The sequence below is a fragment of the Microbacterium sp. NPDC056234 genome (assembly GCF_042267585.1).
GTDB lineage: Bacteria > Actinomycetota > Actinomycetes > Actinomycetales > Microbacteriaceae > Microbacterium.
Genome location: NZ_JBHJTE010000002.1, coordinates 376,235 through 396,203, shown reverse-complemented (window position 1 = coordinate 396,203; position 19,969 = coordinate 376,235). Strand labels below are relative to the sequence as shown.

The following is a 19,969-nucleotide window of genomic DNA, read 5'->3' as shown; positions in this document are numbered from 1 at the left end:
CGCTGCAGCGGCCAGTCACCAGGCCCCCGTCGACGGTAGGTCTCGCAGGACCACCCGCACCTGCTGCGGCGACGGGATGATGGATGGATGGAAGAATTCGGAACCGTCCTGCGCGCGTGGCGCGACCGGGTCCAACCGCGCCAGCTCGGGCTCCCTCAGGGCGCGAATCGTCGCACCAGAGGGCTGCGGCGCGAAGAACTCGCACTCGCCGCCGGCGTGAGCGTCGACTACCTGGTGCGAATGGAGCAGGGACGGGCGACGAACCCCTCGCCGCAACTGCTCGGAGCTCTCGCACGCGCTCTGCAGCTCAGCGTCGATGAACGCGACCACCTGTATCGCCTCGCCGGTGCTCCCGTCCCGAACCCGGCGACGGTTCCGACGCACATCGGCCCCGGCGTGCAGCGGATCGTCCAACGGCTCGGGTCGCTGCCGGTCGCGATCTTCAGCGCAGCGCAGGATCTGCTGTGGGCGAGCCCGTTGTGGGATGCGCTTTTCGCCGATCCTTCGGCCGAGACGGGGATGCGCATCAATCTGCTGTGGCGTGTCTTCGTCGACGAGGATGTGGGGGTCAGTCATGACGGCGGCGAGGAGAAGTTCCGGGCGGGACTCGTCGCGGATCTGCGCGAGGTCACCGGACGCTATCCGGACGATCCTCGCCTGCGCCTGCTTGTCGATCGACTTCTGGAGTCCTCGGAGTCCTTCGCGACGCTCTGGGCGCACACGGAGGTCGCGAAGCAGCACTCCAGCCAGAAGATCGTGCACACCGATACCGTCGGCGACGTGATCATCGACTGCGACATCCTGAGCGCTCCGGACAGCGGCGACCTGCGCATCGTTGTCTACACGGTCGAGCCCGGCTCGGAAGCCGAGCGCAAGCTCGACCTGCTGCGTGTCGTCGGATCGCAGTCGCCCTCGAGGGACCCAGCGGCGTACTCCGCGGGACCGAGCGCGTCAACCCGCTAGGAGAAAACATCGCCCGCTCGTACCGTGAGAGCACATCACGGAAGGAGCCGATCATGTCGAACCAGTTTTCCTCCCCGTTCCCGATTCAGCCGGACGGTGCGGATGCGGAGGAGACCGTCACGCGCGAAGTCGACGGCGAGGAGGTCCTCGACGAGGACATCGATGCCGATCAGATCGACAGCGCCGAGGCCGACCGTCTGGCGGCGGGCGATCCGGACGCGGACTCATGACCTCTCCGGGGACACCGGAGGAACAGGCCGGCGAGGAGATGCCGTCGGACGACGAGCTGACAGAGCCGAGCGCCGAGAAGGAGCCGTCGGAGGAGCCGCAGGCGCCGTCGCGGGATGAGGACGAGCCGAGCCACGAGGCCGTCGGCATCGGCATCGTCGGCCGACCACAGGTCGAGCCTGAGGCGGACGACGAGGGCTGACCGTCAGTCGCGCAACGACGCGGCGACCCGGCGAAGCGCGTCAGCGGAAAGCCGGAGCGACGATGACTCCTCATCCGACAAGGTCGTGGCGCGGATCGGCACAGCGCCGGCCGCGCTCACGATCGAAGGGAGCGACAGAGCGACCCCGTCGACACCGTGGAAGTCGTCCAGCACGGTGCTCACCGGCAACACCGCGTGCTCATCGCCGAGGATGGCCTCGATGATCCGCGCGCTGGAAAGCCCGATCGCGTAGTTTGTCGCGCCTTTGCCCTGAATGACGGTGTACGCGGCGTCTCTGACATCCACGGCGATGGCGTCCAGTTCTTCGCGGCTGATTCGTGGATGCCCCGGGGCCTCCCACTCGAGAATCGGCACGGTGCCGATCGTGGCCTTCGACCACAGGGGGAACTCGGTGTCGCCATGCTCTCCGACGATGTACGCGTGCACGCTCGACGTCGATACCCCGGCGCGTTCAGCCAGCTTCCACCGAAGGCGGGACGTGTCCAGCACCGTTCCGGAGGCGAAGATCCGCTCGCGCGGCAGCCCGGTCGCCTCATGCGCGAGCACGGTGAGGACGTCGCAGGGGTTCGTGACGATGACGTAGATCGCGTCCGGTGCCACGTGGAGCAGCCGGGGCATCATGCCGCGGATGATGCCCGCGTTGACAGCCGCCAGTTCGATCCGTGTCTGACCGGGCTTCTGCTTCGCCCCTGCCGTGATGACCACGACGTGAGAGCCCGCCACGACCGAGATGTCGCTGCCGCCGATGACATCGCTCGAACCGGTGAACTGGGTGCCATGGGCGAGGTCGAGCACCTCGGCGTCGACCTTCGCGGTGTCGATGTCGTACAGTGCCACGTGGCGTGCGGAGCCCCTGATCAGCGCGGCGTACGCCACGCTGGACCCCACGCTCCCGGCGCCCACGATGGTGACCTTCGAATTCTCGATGACTGCCATGCGCACAGTCTGTCAGGCAGCGGTCGCCGAGACGAGTGGTGGGGCCGGTGGGACTTGAACCCACGATCGTCGGGTTATGAGCCCGCTGCCTTGACCAGCTTGGCCACGGCCCCGTGCAGACCAGCTTATCGGTGCCGAGGGAGACTACAGAGCGACCGCGGCCTCGTGGGTGCGCACGTGCTCCAGATAGATCTCGGCGTTCGCGAGCAGCCCCGCCTTCTCGTCATCCGTGAGCGTGCGGCGCACCTTGGCGGGGACACCTGCGACCAGCGAACCATCGGGGATCTCGGTGCCGCCGAGCACGACGGCACCACCGGCGATGAGGCATCCGGCACCGATCACCGCACCGGAGAGCACGACGGCTCCCATGCCCACGAGTGAGCCGTCGCCGATCTTGCAGCCGTGGACGACGGCGTTGTGCCCGACCGAGACCTGGCGTCCGATGATCGTCGGATGCCTCCTGTCCACGTGGACGGAGACGTTGTCCTGCAGGTTGCTGCCCGCCCCGACCGTGATGGAAGCCGAGTCCGCACGGAGGACGGCGTTGTACCAGATGCTGGAACCGTCTTCGAGAGTCACAGCGCCGACGACGCGCGCACCGTCCGCGACGAACGCATCGTCCGCGATCGTCGGCGTCCGCTCCGGGAGGGCGATGATGGATGCCGTAGGCGAGATGCTCATAAGGCGAGACTACCCTCACACGCCCGGAATTCCGCGGGATTCCGGGGTCGTAAGCCGAGCCTCAGCTTGCTTGCGGAATGTCTGAGGCTGAGTACGGTTGTGTTCAACAGGTACGAAGAAGACGTCCGGGAGGAACCAGAATGAGCAAGGCACAGACCATCTCCACCACCGCCAGCGACCCCACGGTGGCCGCAGCGGCAGCGCAGTTCCTCTCGCCGGTCGTGCTCGGCCTTCAGGCCCTCACGATCAACGGCAAGCAGGCGCACTGGCACGTGCGCGGCGCCAACTTCATCGGTGTCCACGAGCTGCTCGACACGATCGTCGCCCACGCGGGCGACTTCGCCGACACTGCGGCGGAGCGCATCGTGGCCCTGGGGCTGCCGATCGACGCGCGCGTCGCCGCCGTCGCAGCGAAGACTCCGAACACCCCTGTTCCCGCAGGCTTCGCGCAGTCCGACGAGATCATCCGCTCGATCGTCGCGGACATCGATGCGATCCTCGTGGACACGAAGGCCGCCATCGAGGGTCTCGACGAGATCGATCTGACCAGCCAGGACGTCGCGATCGAGATCATGCGCGGCCTCGAGAAGGACCGCTGGTTCCTCGTCGCCCACGTCGCCGCGTAACCACTGACTCGAATGCCCCGGGGATGCTCCCCGGGGCATTCGTCGTATCGGGCCGCGGGCGCACCTGTCAGCGGACGTGCGTGATCCGGCCGCCCAGAAGCGTGGCCTGCACCGGCATGCGGCGCAGATCCGGGCCGTCCGCCGTGCGCGGGTCGGCGCCGCACACCACGAGGTCGGCGGGGTCGCCAGGCCGCACGGCCGAGCGCACGCTCGCATCGATCGCCTCATCGACGTTCAGTCGTTCGTCCGGCTGCCAGGGTTCCCGATCATCATCCGTTCGCGTCACGGCGGCGGCGATCGCCGCCCACGGCTCCAGCGGCGATACGGGAGCATCGGACCCGAGGCGCACCTCGATACCGGCGCGCACAAGCGACGCCATCGGGTAGGCGAGCGCGGTCTGCTCGGCCCAGAGGCGCGCGACCATGTCGCGGTCGTCCAGCGCGTGCTGCGGCTGGATGCTGGCGGCCAGGCCGAGCCGTGCCATGCGCGAGAGGTCCGCGTGGCGCAGAAGCTGCGCGTGCTCGATCGTCCCGGCGGCTCCCGCGTGCGAGAAGGCCTCCAGCGCCGACGACGCCGCACGATCACCGATCGCATGCACTGATGCTTCGAGTCCCGCCCCGGCCGCGCGCGCGAGCAACTCGATCAGTTCAGGCTGCTCCACCGTCATCACGCCGCGCCCCTCCCCAGGGTACGGGTGCGAGCAGGCCGCCGTCCTGGTGCCCAGCGACCCGTCGCTGATGACCTTCAGCCGCCCCACCTTCGCGAGGCCGCTGGAGCCGACCGCATCGCCGGTCCGCAGGCCGGTCGCTGTCGCGCGCTCGAGGTCCGAGGGATAGATGGCGAACTCGACGCGGTGGGCGTCGAATCCCGCTGAGAGCCGCCGCGCCCAGGCATCCGCGTTCCACGCCATGTCGAAATCGACGATGCCGGTGATTCCCCGCGCGGCCGCCTGTTCCCCCGCAGCGCGCACAGCCCTGTCGGCGTGGGCGGGGTCGACGGCGTTGAGTCGCCGGGAGATCTCGAACGCATCCTCCTCGCGGAGCACCCCGTCGGGCGCCCGGAATCCTTCACGAGCGAGCGCCGCCGAGTTCAGCCACACACTGTGCACGTCCGCGTTGATGAGATACGTCGGAACGCCGGCGGTCGCCGAGTCCAGAATCTCGAGGTCCGGCGCGTCCGACCAGAGCGCGTCGCGGAATCCTGTGCCGATGCGGCGTCCGTCGGGACGCGTCGGCACGGCCGACATGAACGCTGCGGCCTCCCGCGCCGATCCCGCATCCCCCAGCCAGGTCCGCTCGGACGCCAGCGCCCATTGCACGGCGTGCACATGATGGTCCCAGAGCCCGGGAACGACCCAGGCCCCCTGCGCATCCAGAACCTCTCCGTCCAGCGCGACCGCACCCGTCGGCGCGATGTCGGCGATCCGGCCGTCGCGGATCAGCACATCGACCGGTTCGTCGTCGAAAAGGAACTCGCGCCCCGGCCCGGCGATCCGCACCGCTCGCAGCGCGTCGGCATGCGCCCCGATCACGAGACCGCCCTGATTCGAGCATCCTGCGCCCGGCGCATCTCGGCGGCCAGCGCCGGGTTGGCGTACGCGCCGTCGCCCTGCAGCTCGGCGATCACGTTCTCGATCGTCGCGGCATCCTTGTTCTGACTCAACTTCCGCTTCGCGACCACTCTGGTCGGTGTGAGGCGGAACCCCACGGTGCCCGCCTCCAGCCGGCGCACGAACGCCTCGTCATTGGGGCGCTGCCACATGAGACGAGGATCGGGCATCCGGGACTCGAAGCGTTCGACGAGCCTGTCCAGGATGCGGAGGTTCTCCTCGGTGCCGAGGATCTCCGGAACTCCTGAGAGGTGCACCGCTGTGTAGTTCCACGTCGGAACGCTCGCGGTCTCCTGGTCGTACCATCCCGGTGAGATGTACCCGTGCGGGCCCTGGAAGGCGACCAGGAGTTCGCGTTCGCCCATGCCGTGGATCATGTCATCGGGCCGGCCGACGTGTCCGACGACGGTCAGGTCGTCGCGGTCCTCGTCCAGCATCACGGCGTAGTGCGACGCGACGAGTCCGGCATCGCCTGCGCTGACGAGGGTCGCCCACGGGTTGAGCTCGATCACGCGTCGCATCTCGACGATATCGGCGAGGGTGAAGCTGGGGTTCTGACGCATACGACCAGACTACGACCGGGTGGCCGGACCGACGGCCGACCCCCCTCGCGGCTACTTCGTCCCGACGACCGGGATGGCCTGGGTCTTCCACTCCTCGAAGCCCTTGTCGCCGGCCATGAAGGCGTTGACCTCTGCCGTGCTGGCTCGAAGCTTCGGATCGTTCGCGAGGTACTTCTTCGTCTCGCGGGCGATGAGGCCGGAAAGCACGAGAAGGCCGATGAGGTTCGGCAACGCCATCAGACCGTTCATGACGTCCGAGAACGCCCAGACGACGCCCAGCTGGACCGTGCAGCCTATGAACACCACCAGGGAGAACACGACCCGGAAGGGCATCACGGCCTTGCGCCCGAGAAGGCGTTCGATGCAGCGCTCGCCGTAGTACGACCACCCGAGGATCGTCGACCCCGCGAACATCACGAGGCCGATCGTGACGATGTAGTGGCCCCATTCGCCCGGAAGCCCGTGCGAGAAGGCCTCGCCGGTCATCAGCGCCGGGCTGATCGGCTCGCCGGTCTCCGGGTCGGTCATGTTCCACACGCCCGTGGTGATGATCACGAGCCCGGTGCAGGTGACGACGATGATCGTGTCGATGAATGTCTGCGTCATGGAGACCAACCCCTGCCGCACCGGATGGCTGGTCTTCGCGGCGGCGGCCGCGATGGCCGCCGAGCCCATGCCCGACTCGTTCGAGAAGATGCCGCGGGCGACGCCGAACTGGACGGCGATGATGATCGCGGATCCGGCGAATCCGCCGATAGGCGCGGTTCCCGTGAACGCGTCGGTGAAGATCTGCGCGAAGGCTGCGGGGACATCGGCGATGTTCACGATGAGGATGTAGAGGGCGCCCAGCACGTAGAAGATGATCATGATCGGCACGAGACCGGCGGTCACCCGCCCGATCGACTTGATGCCGCCGACCAGGACGACCAGGGCGAAGGCGGTGAGCACCAGCCCCGTGACCCAGGTCGGCACAGCGAAGCTGTTCTCCATGTTGGAGGCGATCGAGTTGCCCTGCGTCATATTGCCGATGCCGAACGACGCGATCACCGCGGCGATCGCGAAGAACAGCGCGAGGAACTTGCCGAACCGGTTCGGAATCCCTCGTTCGAGGTAGTACTGGGGTCCACCGGACTTCTCACCGGCGGCATCCGTCTTGCGGAACCGGACGCCGAGGAAGGCTTCGGAGTACTTGGAGGCCATGCCCAGCAGACCGGTGATCCACATCCAGAACAGGGCGCCGGGCCCTCCGATGCCGATCGCGGTCGCCACGCCGACGATGTTGCCCGTGCCGACCGTCGCCGCCAGGGCGGTTGTCAGCGCCTGGAACTGCGAGATGTCACCGTCCGAATCGGGGTCCTTACGGGTGAACAGGCCGAGGCGCAGGGCAGAGCCGAGCTTCAGGAACTGAAGCCCGCCCAGACGGATCGTGAGGTACAGGCCGGTGCCCAGCAGCAACGGGATGAGGACGAACGGCCCCCAGATGATCCCGCTGAGCCAGGAGAGGAATCCTTCGACTCCGGTGAGGTCCATGGAAGCTCCTATCGTGCGTCGGTGCACGAAATAGTCGCACAGCGAACGCTCAGGGTCGAGTACGACCTGCCGTCGCGTCGACAATCAGGCCTGGCAGGACGGACACCAGTACAGCTTGCGCGCGCCGATCTCCTCGAGGGCGATCTCGGTACCGCAGATCCGGCACGGCAGCCCTGCACGGTGGTACACCCAGTGCCGATCGTCCCGACTCGCCATCGCCGCACGGTACTGCTCGGAGGACAGATCGTCCATCGTCATCATCTGGCCGGTCTCGACCCCGATCGCCAGCAGACGCACCCAATCACGCCACAGTTCGCGCACCAGCTCCTCGGGCACCGCGCGGCCCGGCGTGTGCGGATTCAGACGAGCGCGGAAGAGCATCTCAGCCCGGTACACGTTGCCGATGCCGCTGACCACGGCCTGGTCCATGAGCAGCAGCGCGATCGCCGTCGATTTCCTGCCCACGGCCCGCACGAACCGCTCCTCGCCCTCATCCGGGTCTCCGACGAGCGGGTCGGGGCCGAGTTTCGCGACGGTGGCGAGCATCTCCTCCGGCGTCTGCAGCACGCACGCGGTCGGACCGCGGAGGTCGGCGCACGTGATGTCGGTCATCAGCCGGAGCCGCACCTGCCCCACCACGGGAGGTGGCCATTCGGCCCCGTCGTCGGCGAGCCCCCTGGTCTGCTCGGACATCCGCACGTGCACGCGGGCGCGCCGAGGCGCGCCGATCGACGCCAGCGAATTCTCCCCCGCATCATCGAGGATGGCGTCGTCTTGCGCTGCTTCGCCGAGCTCGGTGCCTCGCTGATTGGTCTGGCCCATCCGACCGTTCGCCGATGCGATCGTCGGATCGACCAGGATCTCCCCGGCGAAATCCCACGCGCCGTACAGACCGAGGTGCACACGCAGCCAGACATCGCCCTCGGCTTCGAGGAACATCTGCTTGCCGACGGCCTGGACGCTCAGCGCCTCACGTCCGTCGAGCACGGCTGCGCCATCGGCGAAGCGCCCCTGAGGGCTCGACGCTGTCAGCCGCTTGCCGACGAAGTTCCGAGCGAACTGGCGCGCGATCCGGTGGACGGAATGCCCCTCGGGCATGTCAGCCCCTCGGGTCCGGAAGCAGCGACCCGTCGCGCTCGTAGTCCGCGATCTGCCCGATACGGCGGACGTGGCGCTCATCGTTCGAGAACGGGGTGGCGACGAAACGATCGATGAAGCTCACGACCTCGTCGAAGGAGTGCTGACGCGCGCCGATCGAGATGACGTTCGCATCGTTGTGCTCGCGGGCGAGCTCGGCCGTCGACAGGTTCCACACCAGCGCGGCTCGGATCCCCTCGACCTTGTTCGCAGCGATCTGCTCACCGTTGCCCGAGCCGCCGAAGACGACACCGAGCGCCTCGACGCCGTCACGCTGGTCGCTCACCACGGCCTGCGCCGCCCGGATGCAGAAGGCGGGGTAGTCATCCAGTGCGTCGTACTCGACGGGCCCGTGGTCCACGACCTCGTGACCGGCACCGCGGAGATGGTCCTGCAGCTGGGTGGAGAAGTCGAGACCCGCGTGATCGGTGGCGATATGGATGCGCATGGTTCCCATCCTATTGACGGCCCGAAGGCGCTGAGGATGCGCGTTACGGGACGAGACCGGCGGCCGCCGGCTTGAAACCGGCGCGGATGTTCTCACAGCATCCTGGGCGGCAGACGTCGTACCAGGGTCCGAGCTCCGTCACGTGCGCACGATCGGCCGCAGCGCGCCCCTCGAGGCGCTCCTGCACGAGGTCGACGATGCCCTCCACGAATGCGGGCGAGACACCCGGGGTCGGTGTCCGCACGAATGCGAGACCGGCCTCTTCAGCGGCCTCGGCCGCCTCCGTGTCGAGGTCCCACAGCACCTCCATGTGGTCGCTCATGAATCCGAGGGGCACCACGATGACGGCGGTCTTGCCGCGTCCGGGCAGTTCGCCGATCACGTCGCAGACGTCGGGCTCGAGCCACGGCTGCGTCGGCGGCCCGGAGCGGGACTGGTAGACGAGTTCCCATGCCACGGCCCCGGCGCTGGGAGCCTCCGCCTCGATGCGGTCCATCACCCACGCTCCGACGGCTTCGTGCTGCGCGGCGTACGCGCCACCGGGCCCCCAGTCGACATCCCTCGGGCCGGAGCGCACGGCGTCATCCGTCGGCACGCTGTGAGTCGAGAACAGGACCTGGATCGCGTCGGCGGCGATGCCATCGGCGAGGAACGTCTCGATCGCCGAGCGCACGCCCACGAGGAACGCCTCGACGAAGCCGGGATGGTCGAAGAAGGGCCGGATCTTGTCGATCGTCACCGTCTCGCCCAGCTCTGTCTCCTCGAGCACCCTGGCGAAGTCCTCGCGGTACTGCCGGCAGCTGGAGAACGAGCTGTAGGCGCTCGTCGCGAACGCGAGCAACGAGGTGTCCCCCGCCGCGGCCGCGTCGCGGACGGCATCCGCCAGGTAGGGCGTCCAGTTCCTATTGCCCCAGTAGACCGGAAGATCGATCCCCCGGCGATCCAATTCCGCCTCGAGTGCCGCCTTCAGCTCTCGATTCTGGGCATTGATCGGGCTTATCCCGCCGAAGTGCCGATAATGATGGGCGACTTCTTCGAGACGCTCGTCGGGGATGCCCCGGCCGCGGGTGACGTTGCGCAGGAACGGGATGACGTCGTCCTGGCCCTCAGGCCCACCGAACCCGGCGAGCAGAATGCCGTCGTACGCGACGGCGGTCTCGACGAACGGGACGCCACCGGCCGCAGCAGGCGAAGCGAAGGGAACAGGAGAAGAGGCGCTCGCAGTCACCCCTCCATCCTTGCACCTCCGGGCGTTCGCCTCGGCCGTGTCCTGGCGTAGGCTGTCATGGTTGCCGTCGGCGCCAGCAGCGTCGTGGAGCGGTCGCACCCCCTGACCCCTGGGAGAAAAGCTGTGCCTGGAGAGAATCTCACCCGTATCGAAGCGCAGGAGCGTCGAGCCCTCATCGACACGCAGTCGTATCAGGTCTCGTTGGACCTGACCAAGGGCGAGGAGGTGTTCGGATCGCGCAGCGTGGTGCGATTCACCGCCCAGCCCGGCAGCTACACCTTCATCGATCTGATCGCGCGCGAGGTCCGCGAGATCTCGCTGAACGGTGAGCAGCTCGACCCGAGCGAGGTCTTCGCCGAGTCGCGCATCGCCCTGGCCGACCTTCAGGACGAGAACGTGCTCGTCGTCGACGCCGATTGCGAGTACACCAACACCGGCGAGGGCCTTCACCGTTTCGTCGACCCGGTGGACGGCGAGGTCTACCTCTACTCCCAGTTCGAGGTGCCGGACTCCCGCCGCGTGTTCGCCGTGTTCGAGCAGCCGGACCTCAAAGCGACGTTCCAGTTCACGGTCACCGCGCCGGGCGCATGGAAGGTCGTCTCGAACTCCCCCACTCCTGAGCCGATCGTCCACGACGACAAGGGCACCGCGACCTGGGGGTTCGAGCCCACCCCGCGGATCTCGTCGTACATCACCGCACTGGTCGCGGGTCCTTACGAGGCGACGTTCTCCGAACTGACGAGCGCGTCGGGTCGCGTCATCCCGCTCGGCGTGTACGGGCGCAAGAGCCTCTGGCAGCACCTGGACGCGGACTACATCTTCGAGAAGACGCGCCAGGGCTTCGAGTACTTCGAATCGAAGTTCGGCGTGCCGTATCCGTTCGCGAAGTACGACCAGCTCTTCGTCCCCGAGTTCAACGCGGGCGCGATGGAGAACGCGGGCGCCGTGACGTTCACCGAGACCTATGTCTTCCGCAGCAAGGTGACGGATGCCGTCAAGGAGCGTCGCGTCGTCACGATCCTGCATGAGCTCGCGCACATGTGGTTCGGCGACCTCGTCACCATGAAGTGGTGGAACGACCTGTGGCTGAACGAGTCGTTCGCCGAGTGGGCGTCGACCATCGCCACGGCCGAGGCCACCGAGTGGACCGAAGCCTGGACGACTTTCAACGCGATGGAGAAGACCTGGGCGTACCGCCAGGACCAGCTGCCCTCCACGCACCCGATCGTCGCCGAGATCAACGACCTCGAGGATGTCCAGGTCAACTTCGACGGCATCACGTACGCGAAGGGCGGGTCCGTCCTCAAGCAGCTCGCCGCCTGGGTGGGAATCGAGGCGTTCTTCGCCGGCGTCTCCCAATACTTCCAGAAGCACTCGTGGGGCAACACCGAGCTGAGCGATCTGCTCACGGAGCTCGAGGCGACCAGCGGCCGCGAGCTCAGCACCTGGTCGAAGAAGTGGCTGGAGACGGCCGGCGTCAACACGCTCGCGCCGATCGTCGAAGAGGATGTCGACGGCAAGATCAGCCGTTTCGCCGTCACCCAGACCGCACCGGCCGATTACCCGACGATCCGCCCGCACCGCCTGGGCATCGGATTCTACGACCTCGTCGACGGATTCCTCACTCGCACGCACTTCATCGAGATCGATGTCGACGGCGACCGCACCGAGGTGCCCGAGCTCAAGGGCATCAAGCGTCCGGATCTCGTGCTGCTCAACGACAACGACCTCGCGTATGCGAAGATCCGCCTCGACGACCGCTCGCTCGCCACCGCTGTGGCGCACCTCGCCGACATCGCGGACCCGCTCGCGCGTTCGCTGGTCTGGGGTGCCGCCTGGGATCAGACCCGCGACGCCGAGAGCGCTGCGTCCGACTACATCGACCTCGTCCTGGGCAACATCGGCCGTGAGACCGAGTCGACGACGGTACGCACAACGCTCGCCCAGCTGCGCACGGCCGCGACCCTGTACGTCGCGCCGGCTGACCGCGCCGCCGCGCGTCAGAAGGTCGCCGACGGTCTGTGGGAACTCGCGCAGAACGCGCAGGGCGGCAGCGACAGTCAGCTGCAGTTCGTCACCGCCTTCGCCGGCAACCTCGTCACGGGCGAGCACGCCGGCATCGTCGGTCGCCTGCGCTCGGGTGAGGAGACCCTGCCAGGTCTCGAGATCGACACCGACCTGTCGTGGCAGCTGCTCGTCGGACTCGCGACGATCGGTGCGACGGATGCCGCATCCGTCGACGCCGCTCTCGCCGCCGACAACACGTCCAAGGGCGCCGAGTTCGCCGCTCAGGCACGGGCTGCACTGCCGACCGTCGCCGACAAGAAGGCCGCGTGGGCTTCGCTGGTCGAATCGGATGACGCGCCGAACACGATCATCCGCGCCACCGCGCTCGGATTCGTGCACCCGGCCGGCGTCGAGGTGCTCGGCGAATTCGTGCCGGCCTACTTCGACATGCTGCTGCCGATCTGGGAGTCGCGCACCTACCAGATCGCGAACTACCTGGTCGTCGGGCTGTACCCGACCGCTCTCGCGAGCCGCGAGCTGCGCGACGCCACGCGTGCGTGGCTGTCCGCCAATGCCGATGCCGCGCCGGCGCTGCGACGCCTCGTCAACGAGAATCTCGCGGACGTCGAACGCTCGCTCGCGGCTCAGAGCCGCGACGAGGAGCGCTGAGCGCGACCTGCTCGAATCGGGCCTCTGCATCGCTGATCCAGCCGATGCAGAGGCCCGATCGGTAGGATCGGGAGGTGCCTCTGCTCCCTCTCCAAACCGCCCCTGAACCGGCCTCAGACGCCTGGAGCGCCTTCCTCGCGTTTCTGATGCCGATCGGTGAGAAGGCGCTCGGCGTCGGCATCATCGTGGTGGTCGCGCTGCTCATCGGCCTCGCTCTCCGGTTCGTCGTCCACCGTGTCGTCAGCCGCATCGTCGACAGCGCGAAATCCAAGGCGAACGTCGATGACACGCAGGCGCTCGAGCGCTCGCCGTTGGCGGACATGCGGCTCGTGCAGCGCACCCGCACACTCGGCTCGATCCTGCAGAACATCATCAACGTCGCGGTGACGATCATCGCGCTGCTGATGATCGTCTCCGTCATCTCGCCTGATCTCATCGGCTCGCTCACTCTGCTCACCGCCGCGCTCGGTGCCGGGCTCGGCTTCGGGGCGCAGAACATCGTCAAGGACGTCCTCAACGGCCTGTTCATCGTCGCCGAGGACCAGATCGGCATCGGCGACGTGGTCGACCTCGGACTCGCTTCGGGAGTCGTCGAGTACGTCAGCGTGCGCATCACGCAGGTGCGCGATGTCAACGGCACGCTCTGGTACGTCCGCAACGGCGAGGTCACCCGCATCGGCAACATGTCGCAGGGGTGGGCGCGCGCGATCATCGACCTCGGTGTCGCACCGGATGCCGACCTCGAGGCCGTCGAGAAGGCGATGCTGGAGACCGCGCAGGAGCTCGCCAAAGACCCGAAGTGGCGCACCAGGATCGTCGAGCGCCCCGAGATCTGGGGCCTGGAGTCGATCACCGGAGATGCTCTCGTCGTCCGCGTCGTGATGAAGACGCGCGCCAATGCCAAGGACGATGTCGCGCAGGAGCTGCGCGCGCGGCTGAAGAAGAGCCTCGACGCGCTCGAGATCGGCGTGCCGAGCATGACGACGGTGACCCCGACCGGGCTCGACGGCGCGCGACGCGTCCGCGGCGCCAATCCCCCTCGGACGCGTCCGAACGCGGTGACCGGAGTGCCACCGGTCGCCGAACGAGGCATCTGGCGACGCAAGAAGTCCGGCGGATCAGACGGAACGACCGGCCGGGAAGGCGAGAAGAAGTGACGTTCTACGACGAGGTCGGCGGCATGCCGACGTTCGAGAAACTGGTAGGGGCGTTCTACCGCGAGGTCGCCATCGACCCTGTGCTGAAGCCGATGTACCCCGAGGAGGACCTCGGCCCGGCGGCCGAGCGCCTGACCCTCTTCCTCGCGCAGTACTGGGGCGGACCGACCACGTACGGCGACACACGAGGGCATCCGCGACTGCGCATGCGCCACGTCGCGTTCCATGTGGATCCCGATGCCAGAGATCGTTGGTTGCGCTGCATGCGCCTCGCCGTGGATGAGGTGCAGTTGTCGCCTCTGCACGAATCCACGCTCTGGGACTATCTGGAGCGCGCCGCTTATGCCATGGTGAACACATTCGAGTCGTCCGGCATCGGCGCCGCACCGGCCGGACGACCGACGCTCGAGACCCGCAGTCAGGATTCGACGGAGAACTGATGACGACCACGCCCCTGTCCGCAGACGTCCTGGTGATCGGATGGGGGCTGGCCGGTCTGGTCGCCGCCTCGGAGGCCGCTGCCGCAGGAGCGCGCGTCGTCCTGATCGATCAGGAGCCGCTCTCGAACGTGGGTGGGCAGGCGTGGTGGTCGTTCGGAGGCCTCTTCTTCGTCGACTCCCCCGAGCAGCGCCGCATGGGGATCAAGGACTCGCTCGAGCTCGCCACGCAGGACTGGTTCGGCAATGCCGGCTTCGACCGGCCGGAGGACGCGTGGCCGAAGAAATGGGCCGAAGCGTATCTGGCGTTCGCCGCAGGTGAGAAGCGCGCCTGGCTGCGCGAGAAAGGCGTCGGATTCTTCCCCGTGGTCGGCTGGGCGGAGCGCGGTGGCTACGGCGCACTCGGCCCCGGCAACTCGGTCCCCCGATTCCACATCACCTGGGGCACGGGCCCCGGGATCGTCGGCCCCTTCACCACGGCCGTCCGTGCGGCCGAGGATGCCGGGACCCTGACGATCCTTCCTCGACACCGTGTGAGCGAGCTCGTCGTGTCGGGCGGTGCGGTCACCGGCGCGCGTGGAGACATCCTCGAGCCCACCTCTGAGCCACGTGGCGTGGCGAGCAGCCGTGACGTCATCGGAACGTTCGAGATCGCGGCCGGCGCCACGATCGTCGCCTCCGGAGGCATCGGCGGCAACCACGACCTCGTGCGCGCTGCGTGGCCGGCGCGGCTGGGGGAACCGCCATCGCACATGCTCTCCGGGGTACCCGCCTACGTCGACGGATCCATGCACGCCGTGTCGGCTGCCGCCGGTGCGCACCTGATCAACGGCGACCGGATGTGGCACTACGTCGAGGGCATCACGAACTGGGACCCGGTCTGGCCCGGCCACGGCATCCGCATCCTGCCGGGCCCGTCGTCACTGTGGCTCGACGCCACGGGGAAGCGGCTGCCCGTTCCGCTGTTCCCCGGGTTCGACACGCTCGGCACGCTCGCGCACCTGCGGAAGACGGGGCACGACCATTCGTGGTTCATCACGACGCGCCAGATCGTGGAGAAGGAGTTCGCGCTCTCCGGCAGCGAGCAGAACCCCGATCTGACCGGTAAGGACGTGCCGCTGCTCCTGAAATCCCGGCTCGCCAAGGGCCCGACCGGCCCCGTGCAGGCGTTTCTGGATGAGGGCGAGGACTTCATCGTCGAGAACGACCTCGAAACGCTGCTCGAGCAGCTTCGTCGAGCGCCCGACGGCGATCTGCTCGATCTCGCGCACGTCCGACGGGAGATCGTCGCCCGTGACCGCGAGATCGACAACGACTTCACCAAGGACGCGCAGATCGGGATGCTGCGCTCGATGCGCTCCTATCGCGGCGACAAGCTCATCCGCACCGCCGCCCCGCACCGGTTGCAGGATCCGGCGGCCGGTCCGTTGATCGCCGTGAAGCTGCACGTCCTGACCCGCAAGTCGCTGGGCGGCATCCAGACCGATCTCGACGGGCGGGCGCTCGGTGCCGACGGCTCACCCATCACCGGCCTGTACGCCGCCGGTGAGGCGAGCGGATTCGGCGGCGGCGGGGTGCACGGCTATCGCGCCTTGGAGGGGACGTTCCTCGGCGGATGCCTGTTCTCCGGCCGCCAGGCCGGCCGCGCCGCCGGGCGGAGCGTCTAGACCGCGGTACCTGTTGCGCGAATCGGGGTCAGGCCGGAGGCCACGGGTCCGCGGGCCAGCACATGCCCGCGTCGGAAGGCGATCCTCGTCCATCGCCCCGAGCGCATCACGGGGATCTCCTCTTCGCCGGAGATGAAGCCGAGAGCGTCCGCGGCGAAAGCCATCCCTCGGGGCAGGCCGCCGAGATCGGGGTCCGGTTCGCCCCAGATCGCCGCCCGCAGTGCGCGGACCGCCTCCTCCCCTGCACCGGGTGTCGTCCCATGCGCGACGGCGCTGATGCCCCACTGCGCACGCTGCGCGATGCCGGATGCCGTGAGCGATGCCTCGCGCTCCCAATCGCCTCGCGGCGGAGCGATGCCCGCCCAGGACGGCGACAGAGCGGTCTCCGGCAGCTCCAGCATCCGATCGTCGTCGGTCGCGGCCAGGGAGGACACCACCAGGTCGCACTCGAGTTCCGGGTCGGCGCTGACGATCCGCATCGCGAGAACCGTGGGCGTCTGGTCGAACAGTCCGTGCGGGGCGAGCACGGCGGTCGTGAGCGCGAGGACACCGCTGCGAGCCTGCAGCCGCACACCCTCGTCGGAGATGCGGGTGGCGCGACCGACGAAGGTCAGGACGTCTCTGGCGGTTTCGGGATCGGCGAGCACGAGGCGGGGAGGCACGCGCTCTAGACTACCGAGGTGCGGCGTCGGGCCGCGGGAAGGACCGTCATGAGCGAAGACGCGCGCGCCGAGGCATCCGTCGACCTGCTGCTGGACGTGCTCGATCTGGACGAGAGTTCGGCGCGCACGACGGAGGACATCTTCACTGGTCGTTCCCACGCGATGCCCACCGGCCGCATCTACGGCGGGCAGGTGCTGGCGCAGTCCCTGATCGCGGCAGAGCGGACCATGCCGCCGGAGCGCGCGGTGCACTCGATGCACGGCTACTTCCTGCGGCCGGGCGACGCGTCTCAGGGATTGACGATCGCCGTCGATCGGATCCACGATGGCCGGTCGTTCTCGACGCGGCGTTCGCAGGCGTACCAGAACGGTGTGCCGATCTTCTCCATGATCGCGTCCTTCCAGGACGAGAGCCCTGGCGTGGAGCACGCGGAAGCGATGCCCGGCGGCATCCCCGCCCCTGAGGACGTCGCGCCGGATGAAGAGCTCGTCGCCGGCGTGCATCCGCTGTCGATGCGGATGCTGCGCGACCGCCCGGCCGATGTCCGCCACGTCGAAGGGCCGCTCTATCTCACGGTCGAGGGCGAGCGGCGCCCGCACCAGGCGGTCTGGATGCGCATCCGGTCGCAGATGCCGGACGATGAGCGTCTGCACCGGGCCGCGCTGGCGTACCTCAGCGACATGACGATCCAGGAGTCGATCCTCCGAGCGCACGGAGTGTCCTGGGCGCTCACCGGACTCAAGGTCGCGAGTCTCGACCATGCCATGTGGTGGCACCGTCCCGCGCGCGCGGACGAGTGGCTGCTCTACGTCCAGGAGTCGCCGAACGCCCGTGGCGGACGCGGGCTCGCGTCCGGGCGCATCTACACGCGGGACGGCGCGCTCGTGGCGAGCGTCGCGCAGGAGATCATGATCCGCGTGCCAGAAGGTGGCGCCGCGAACTGACCGGCGTCAGCGTTTCGGGTCAGCGGTGCGCGTAGACGATCGATTCGCCGGTGTACGGCTCCCACGCGGTTCGCATCTCCGGCGTGAGGCGCGTCGGACGGCCGGTCTGCGCGTCCACGAGGACGATCACCGCGGTGGAGCGCGCGTAGATCACGCGCTCCGCTGACGCGGGGTCGTTGTGGACCTCGTAGCAGACCTCGACGCTCGATCCGCCGAGTCGACCGAACCACATCTGCACTTCGAGCGGATGCCGCTGGTACGGCACCGGCGCGAGGTACTCGATCTCCTGTCGTGCGATGAGCGTGAGCACTCCCTGCTCGATCCCGGAGTCCAGCACCGCCGTGGCTGGTGCCTGTTCGCCCGGACCCGGCTTCCAGAAGGCGCGCACGCGCGCCTCCTCGAGAAGCTTCAGCATCGACGTGTTGTTCACGTGGTTGAACGCGTCGAGATCGCCCCACCGGAGGTGGATGGGGATGTGCAGCCGCATGCTCCGGCCGGGATCAGTCACGCGTGAGCTTGCGGTGGGTCGTGCGGTGCGGGCGCGCGGCATCCGGGCCGAGGCGCTCGATCTTGTTCGCCTCGTACGCCTCGAAGTTGCCCTCGAACCAGTACCACTTCGCCGGGTTCTCGTCCGTGCCCTCGTACGCGAGGATGTGCGTGGCGATGCGGTCGAGGAACCACCGGTCGTGCGTGATGACCACGGCGCATCCGGGGAACTCCAGCAGCGCGTTCTCGAGCGAGCTCAGGGTCTCGACGTCGAGGTCGTTGGTCGGCTCGTCGAGCAGCAGCAGGTTGCCGCCCTCCTTGAGCGTCAGGGCGAGGTTCAGTCGGTTGCGCTCGCCACCGGAGAGGACTCCGGCCTTCTTCTGCTGGTCCGGTCCCTTGAAACCGAACTTCGACACGTAGGCACGCGACGGGATCTCGGTCTTGCCGACCGTGATGATGTCCAGGCCGTCCGAGACGACCTCCCACAGGGTCTTGTTCGGGTCGATGCTCGCGCGGGACTGGTCGACGTAGCTGATCTTGACCGTCTCGCCGACCTTGAGGTCACCGCCGTTGAGCGGCTCGAGGCCGACGATGGTCTTGAACAGTGTGGTCTTTCCGACGCCGTTGGGGCCGATGACGCCGACGATGCCGTTCGGCGGCAGGCTGAAGCTGAGACCGTCGATGAGGGTGCGGTCACCGAAGCCCTTCTGCAGCTTCTTCGCCTCGATCACGACGCTGCCCAGACGCGGGCCTGCGGGGATCTGGATCTCCTCGAAGTCGAGCTTCCTGGTGCGCTCGGCCTCCGTGGCCATCTCCTCGTAGCGGGCCAGACGCGCCTTCGACTTGGTCTGGCGGCCCTTCGCGCTGGAGCGGACCCACTCGAGCTCTTCCTTCAGACGCTTGGCGAGCTTCGCGTCCTTCTTGCCCTGGATCTCGAGGCGCTCGCCCTTCTTCTCGAGGTAGGTCGAGTAGTTGCCCTCGTAGCCGATCAGGCGTCCGCGGTCGACCTCGGCGATCCACTCGGCGACGTGGTCCAGGAAGTACCGGTCGTGCGTGATCGCGATGACGGCGCCCTTGTAGGCCTGCAGGTGCTGCTCGAGCCAGAGCACGCTCTCGGCGTCGAGGTGGTTGGTCGGCTCGTCGAGCAGGAGCAGGTCGGGCTTCTGCAGCAGCAGCTTCGCCAGAGCGACGCGGCGGCGCTCACCACCCGAGAGAGGTGCGATCTCGGCGTCCGCCGGCGGAGTGCGCAGAGCATCCATGGCCTGCTCGAGCTGCGAGTCGAGGTCCCAGCCGTCCGCGGCGTCGATCTCCTCCTGCAGTGTGCCCATCTCGGCGAGGAGAGAGTCGAAATCCGCATCGGGGTCGGCCATCTGCGCCGAGATCTCGTTGAAGCGGTCGACCTTCGCCTTGATCGCGATGCCGTCCTGGATGTTCTCGAGGACCGTCTTCGACTCATCCAGTTCGGGCTCCTGCATGAGGATGCCGACGGAGAACCCCGGGCTGAGCTTGGCCTCACCGTTGGACGGAGTGTCGAGCCCCGCCATGATCTTGAGGATCGTCGACTTACCTGCACCGTTCGGGCCGACCATGCCGATCTTCGCGCCGGGGAGGAACGCCATCGTGACGTCATCGAGGATGAGCTTGTCGCCCACCGCCTTGCGTGCACGGACCATCGAGTAGATGTACTCTGCCACGGAAAACCGCTCCTTCTGTTGGCGTCGTGAATCGACACTCCAGCCTACCGGCTGAGCGCTGTGCGGTTTCCGG

General features: G+C 67.9%; 20 protein-coding genes and 1 tRNA gene. 9 read left to right on the top strand and 12 right to left on the bottom strand.

Annotation, left to right across the window (positions count from 1 at the left end):
• Positions 1 to 87 precede the first annotated feature (87 nt).
• From ACFCYE_RS07780 to ACFCYE_RS07770, 3 genes are read left to right on the top strand one after another with little or no spacing between them, the layout of a single operon-like run.
• The gene (locus tag ACFCYE_RS07780) at positions 88 to 963 is read left to right on the top strand and encodes a helix-turn-helix domain-containing protein (protein ID WP_376177712.1); all 876 of its coding nucleotides are present in this window, start codon (positions 88 to 90) and stop codon (positions 961 to 963) included.
• Positions 964 to 1,016: 53 nt separating this feature from the next.
• On the top strand, positions 1,017 to 1,193 hold the full coding sequence (locus ACFCYE_RS07775; protein ID WP_376177711.1) for a hypothetical protein: 177 nt from the start codon (positions 1,017 to 1,019) through the stop codon (positions 1,191 to 1,193).
• Positions 1,190 to 1,393 carry a hypothetical protein gene (locus tag ACFCYE_RS07770; protein WP_376177709.1) on the top strand — a complete coding sequence of 68 codons (204 nt, stop codon included), beginning with the start codon at positions 1,190 to 1,192 and terminating at the stop codon, positions 1,391 to 1,393. Before ACFCYE_RS07775 ends, ACFCYE_RS07770 begins: the two co-directional genes overlap by 4 nt.
• 3 nt (positions 1,394 to 1,396) lie before the next feature.
• Here the strand turns inward: ACFCYE_RS07770 and ACFCYE_RS07765 are convergent, their stop codons facing one another.
• The 3 genes from ACFCYE_RS07765 to ACFCYE_RS07755 form a co-directional block, all read right to left on the bottom strand.
• Positions 1,397 to 2,350 carry an L-lactate dehydrogenase gene (locus ACFCYE_RS07765; protein WP_376177707.1) on the bottom strand — a complete coding sequence of 318 codons (954 nt, stop codon included), beginning with the start codon at positions 2,348 to 2,350 and terminating at the stop codon, positions 1,397 to 1,399.
• A 36-nt stretch (positions 2,351 to 2,386) separates the two neighbouring features.
• A tRNA-Ile gene (locus tag ACFCYE_RS07760) sits at positions 2,387 to 2,463 on the bottom strand.
• A 31-nt stretch (positions 2,464 to 2,494) separates the two neighbouring features.
• Entirely contained in the window at positions 2,495 to 3,031 is a 537-nt protein-coding gene (locus ACFCYE_RS07755) for a gamma carbonic anhydrase family protein (protein WP_376177705.1), read from the bottom strand.
• A gap of 140 nt (positions 3,032 to 3,171) precedes the next feature.
• Here ACFCYE_RS07755 and ACFCYE_RS07750 point away from each other — a divergent pair, with 140 nt between their 5' ends.
• Positions 3,172 to 3,657: a Dps family protein gene (locus ACFCYE_RS07750; RefSeq protein WP_376177704.1), complete on the top strand. Its 486-nt coding sequence runs from the start codon at positions 3,172 to 3,174 to the stop codon at positions 3,655 to 3,657.
• 67 nt (positions 3,658 to 3,724) lie between these two features.
• Here ACFCYE_RS07750 and ACFCYE_RS07745 read toward each other — a convergent pair whose 3' ends face one another.
• The 6 genes from ACFCYE_RS07745 to ACFCYE_RS07720 form a co-directional block, all read right to left on the bottom strand.
• Complete coding sequence (locus ACFCYE_RS07745; RefSeq protein WP_376177703.1) at positions 3,725 to 5,188, bottom strand: amidohydrolase; 1,464 nt, start codon at positions 5,186 to 5,188, stop codon at positions 3,725 to 3,727.
• The gene (locus ACFCYE_RS07740) at positions 5,185 to 5,829 is read right to left on the bottom strand and encodes an FMN-binding negative transcriptional regulator (protein ID WP_376177702.1); all 645 of its coding nucleotides are present in this window, start codon (positions 5,827 to 5,829) and stop codon (positions 5,185 to 5,187) included. Before ACFCYE_RS07740 ends, ACFCYE_RS07745 begins: the two co-directional genes overlap by 4 nt.
• Before the next feature lie 51 nt (positions 5,830 to 5,880).
• Positions 5,881 to 7,359 carry an alanine/glycine:cation symporter family protein gene (locus ACFCYE_RS07735; protein ID WP_376177701.1) on the bottom strand — a complete coding sequence of 493 codons (1,479 nt, stop codon included), beginning with the start codon at positions 7,357 to 7,359 and terminating at the stop codon, positions 5,881 to 5,883.
• Positions 7,360 to 7,443: 84 nt separating this feature from the next.
• A complete protein-coding gene (locus tag ACFCYE_RS07730; RefSeq protein WP_376177700.1) occupies positions 7,444 to 8,457 on the bottom strand; it encodes an Fpg/Nei family DNA glycosylase in 1,014 nt (337 codons plus the stop codon).
• 1 nt (position 8,458) lies between these two features.
• On the bottom strand, positions 8,459 to 8,944 hold the full coding sequence (locus ACFCYE_RS07725; protein WP_376177698.1) for a ribose-5-phosphate isomerase: 486 nt from the start codon (positions 8,942 to 8,944) through the stop codon (positions 8,459 to 8,461).
• A gap of 43 nt (positions 8,945 to 8,987) precedes the next feature.
• Positions 8,988 to 10,172, bottom strand: coding sequence for a ferrochelatase (locus ACFCYE_RS07720; protein ID WP_376177697.1), 1,185 nt, complete (start codon positions 10,170 to 10,172; stop codon positions 8,988 to 8,990).
• 123 nt (positions 10,173 to 10,295) lie between these two features.
• Here ACFCYE_RS07720 and pepN point away from each other — a divergent pair, with 123 nt between their 5' ends.
• The 4 genes from pepN (at position 10,296) to ACFCYE_RS07700 (ending at position 16,109) form a co-directional block, all read left to right on the top strand.
• Positions 10,296 to 12,848: an aminopeptidase N gene (pepN, locus tag ACFCYE_RS07715; protein ID WP_376177696.1), complete on the top strand. Its 2,553-nt coding sequence runs from the start codon at positions 10,296 to 10,298 to the stop codon at positions 12,846 to 12,848.
• 146 nt (positions 12,849 to 12,994) lie between these two features.
• Positions 12,995 to 14,005 carry a mechanosensitive ion channel family protein gene (locus ACFCYE_RS07710; protein ID WP_376178149.1) on the top strand — a complete coding sequence of 337 codons (1,011 nt, stop codon included), beginning with the start codon at positions 12,995 to 12,997 and terminating at the stop codon, positions 14,003 to 14,005.
• A complete protein-coding gene (locus ACFCYE_RS07705; protein ID WP_376177695.1) occupies positions 14,002 to 14,445 on the top strand; it encodes a globin in 444 nt (147 codons plus the stop codon). Before ACFCYE_RS07710 ends, ACFCYE_RS07705 begins: the two co-directional genes overlap by 4 nt.
• Entirely contained in the window at positions 14,445 to 16,109 is a 1,665-nt protein-coding gene (locus ACFCYE_RS07700; RefSeq protein ID WP_376177693.1) for an FAD-binding dehydrogenase, read from the top strand. Before ACFCYE_RS07705 ends, ACFCYE_RS07700 begins: the two co-directional genes overlap by 1 nt.
• Here ACFCYE_RS07700 and ACFCYE_RS07695 read toward each other — a convergent pair.
• Complete coding sequence (locus ACFCYE_RS07695) at positions 16,106 to 16,771, bottom strand: hypothetical protein (RefSeq protein ID WP_376177691.1); 666 nt, start codon at positions 16,769 to 16,771, stop codon at positions 16,106 to 16,108. The two genes, ACFCYE_RS07700 and ACFCYE_RS07695, sit on opposite strands and share 4 nt — an antisense overlap.
• A gap of 48 nt (positions 16,772 to 16,819) precedes the next feature.
• Here ACFCYE_RS07695 and ACFCYE_RS07690 point away from each other — a divergent pair, with 48 nt between their 5' ends.
• Positions 16,820 to 17,716 (top strand): acyl-CoA thioesterase, encoded by an 897-nt coding sequence (locus ACFCYE_RS07690; RefSeq protein ID WP_376177690.1) that lies wholly within the window; start codon positions 16,820 to 16,822, stop codon positions 17,714 to 17,716.
• A 19-nt stretch (positions 17,717 to 17,735) separates the two neighbouring features.
• On the opposite strand, the gene ACFCYE_RS07685 is transcribed toward ACFCYE_RS07690, so the two are convergent.
• Both ACFCYE_RS07685 and ettA read right to left on the bottom strand, forming a co-directional pair.
• Entirely contained in the window at positions 17,736 to 18,203 is a 468-nt protein-coding gene (locus tag ACFCYE_RS07685; RefSeq protein ID WP_376178148.1) for an acyl-CoA thioesterase, read from the bottom strand.
• Between the two features lie 13 nt (positions 18,204 to 18,216).
• Complete coding sequence (gene ettA / locus ACFCYE_RS07680) at positions 18,217 to 19,896, bottom strand: energy-dependent translational throttle protein EttA (protein WP_376177689.1); 1,680 nt, start codon at positions 19,894 to 19,896, stop codon at positions 18,217 to 18,219.
• Between the last annotated feature and the right edge of the window lie 73 nt (positions 19,897 to 19,969).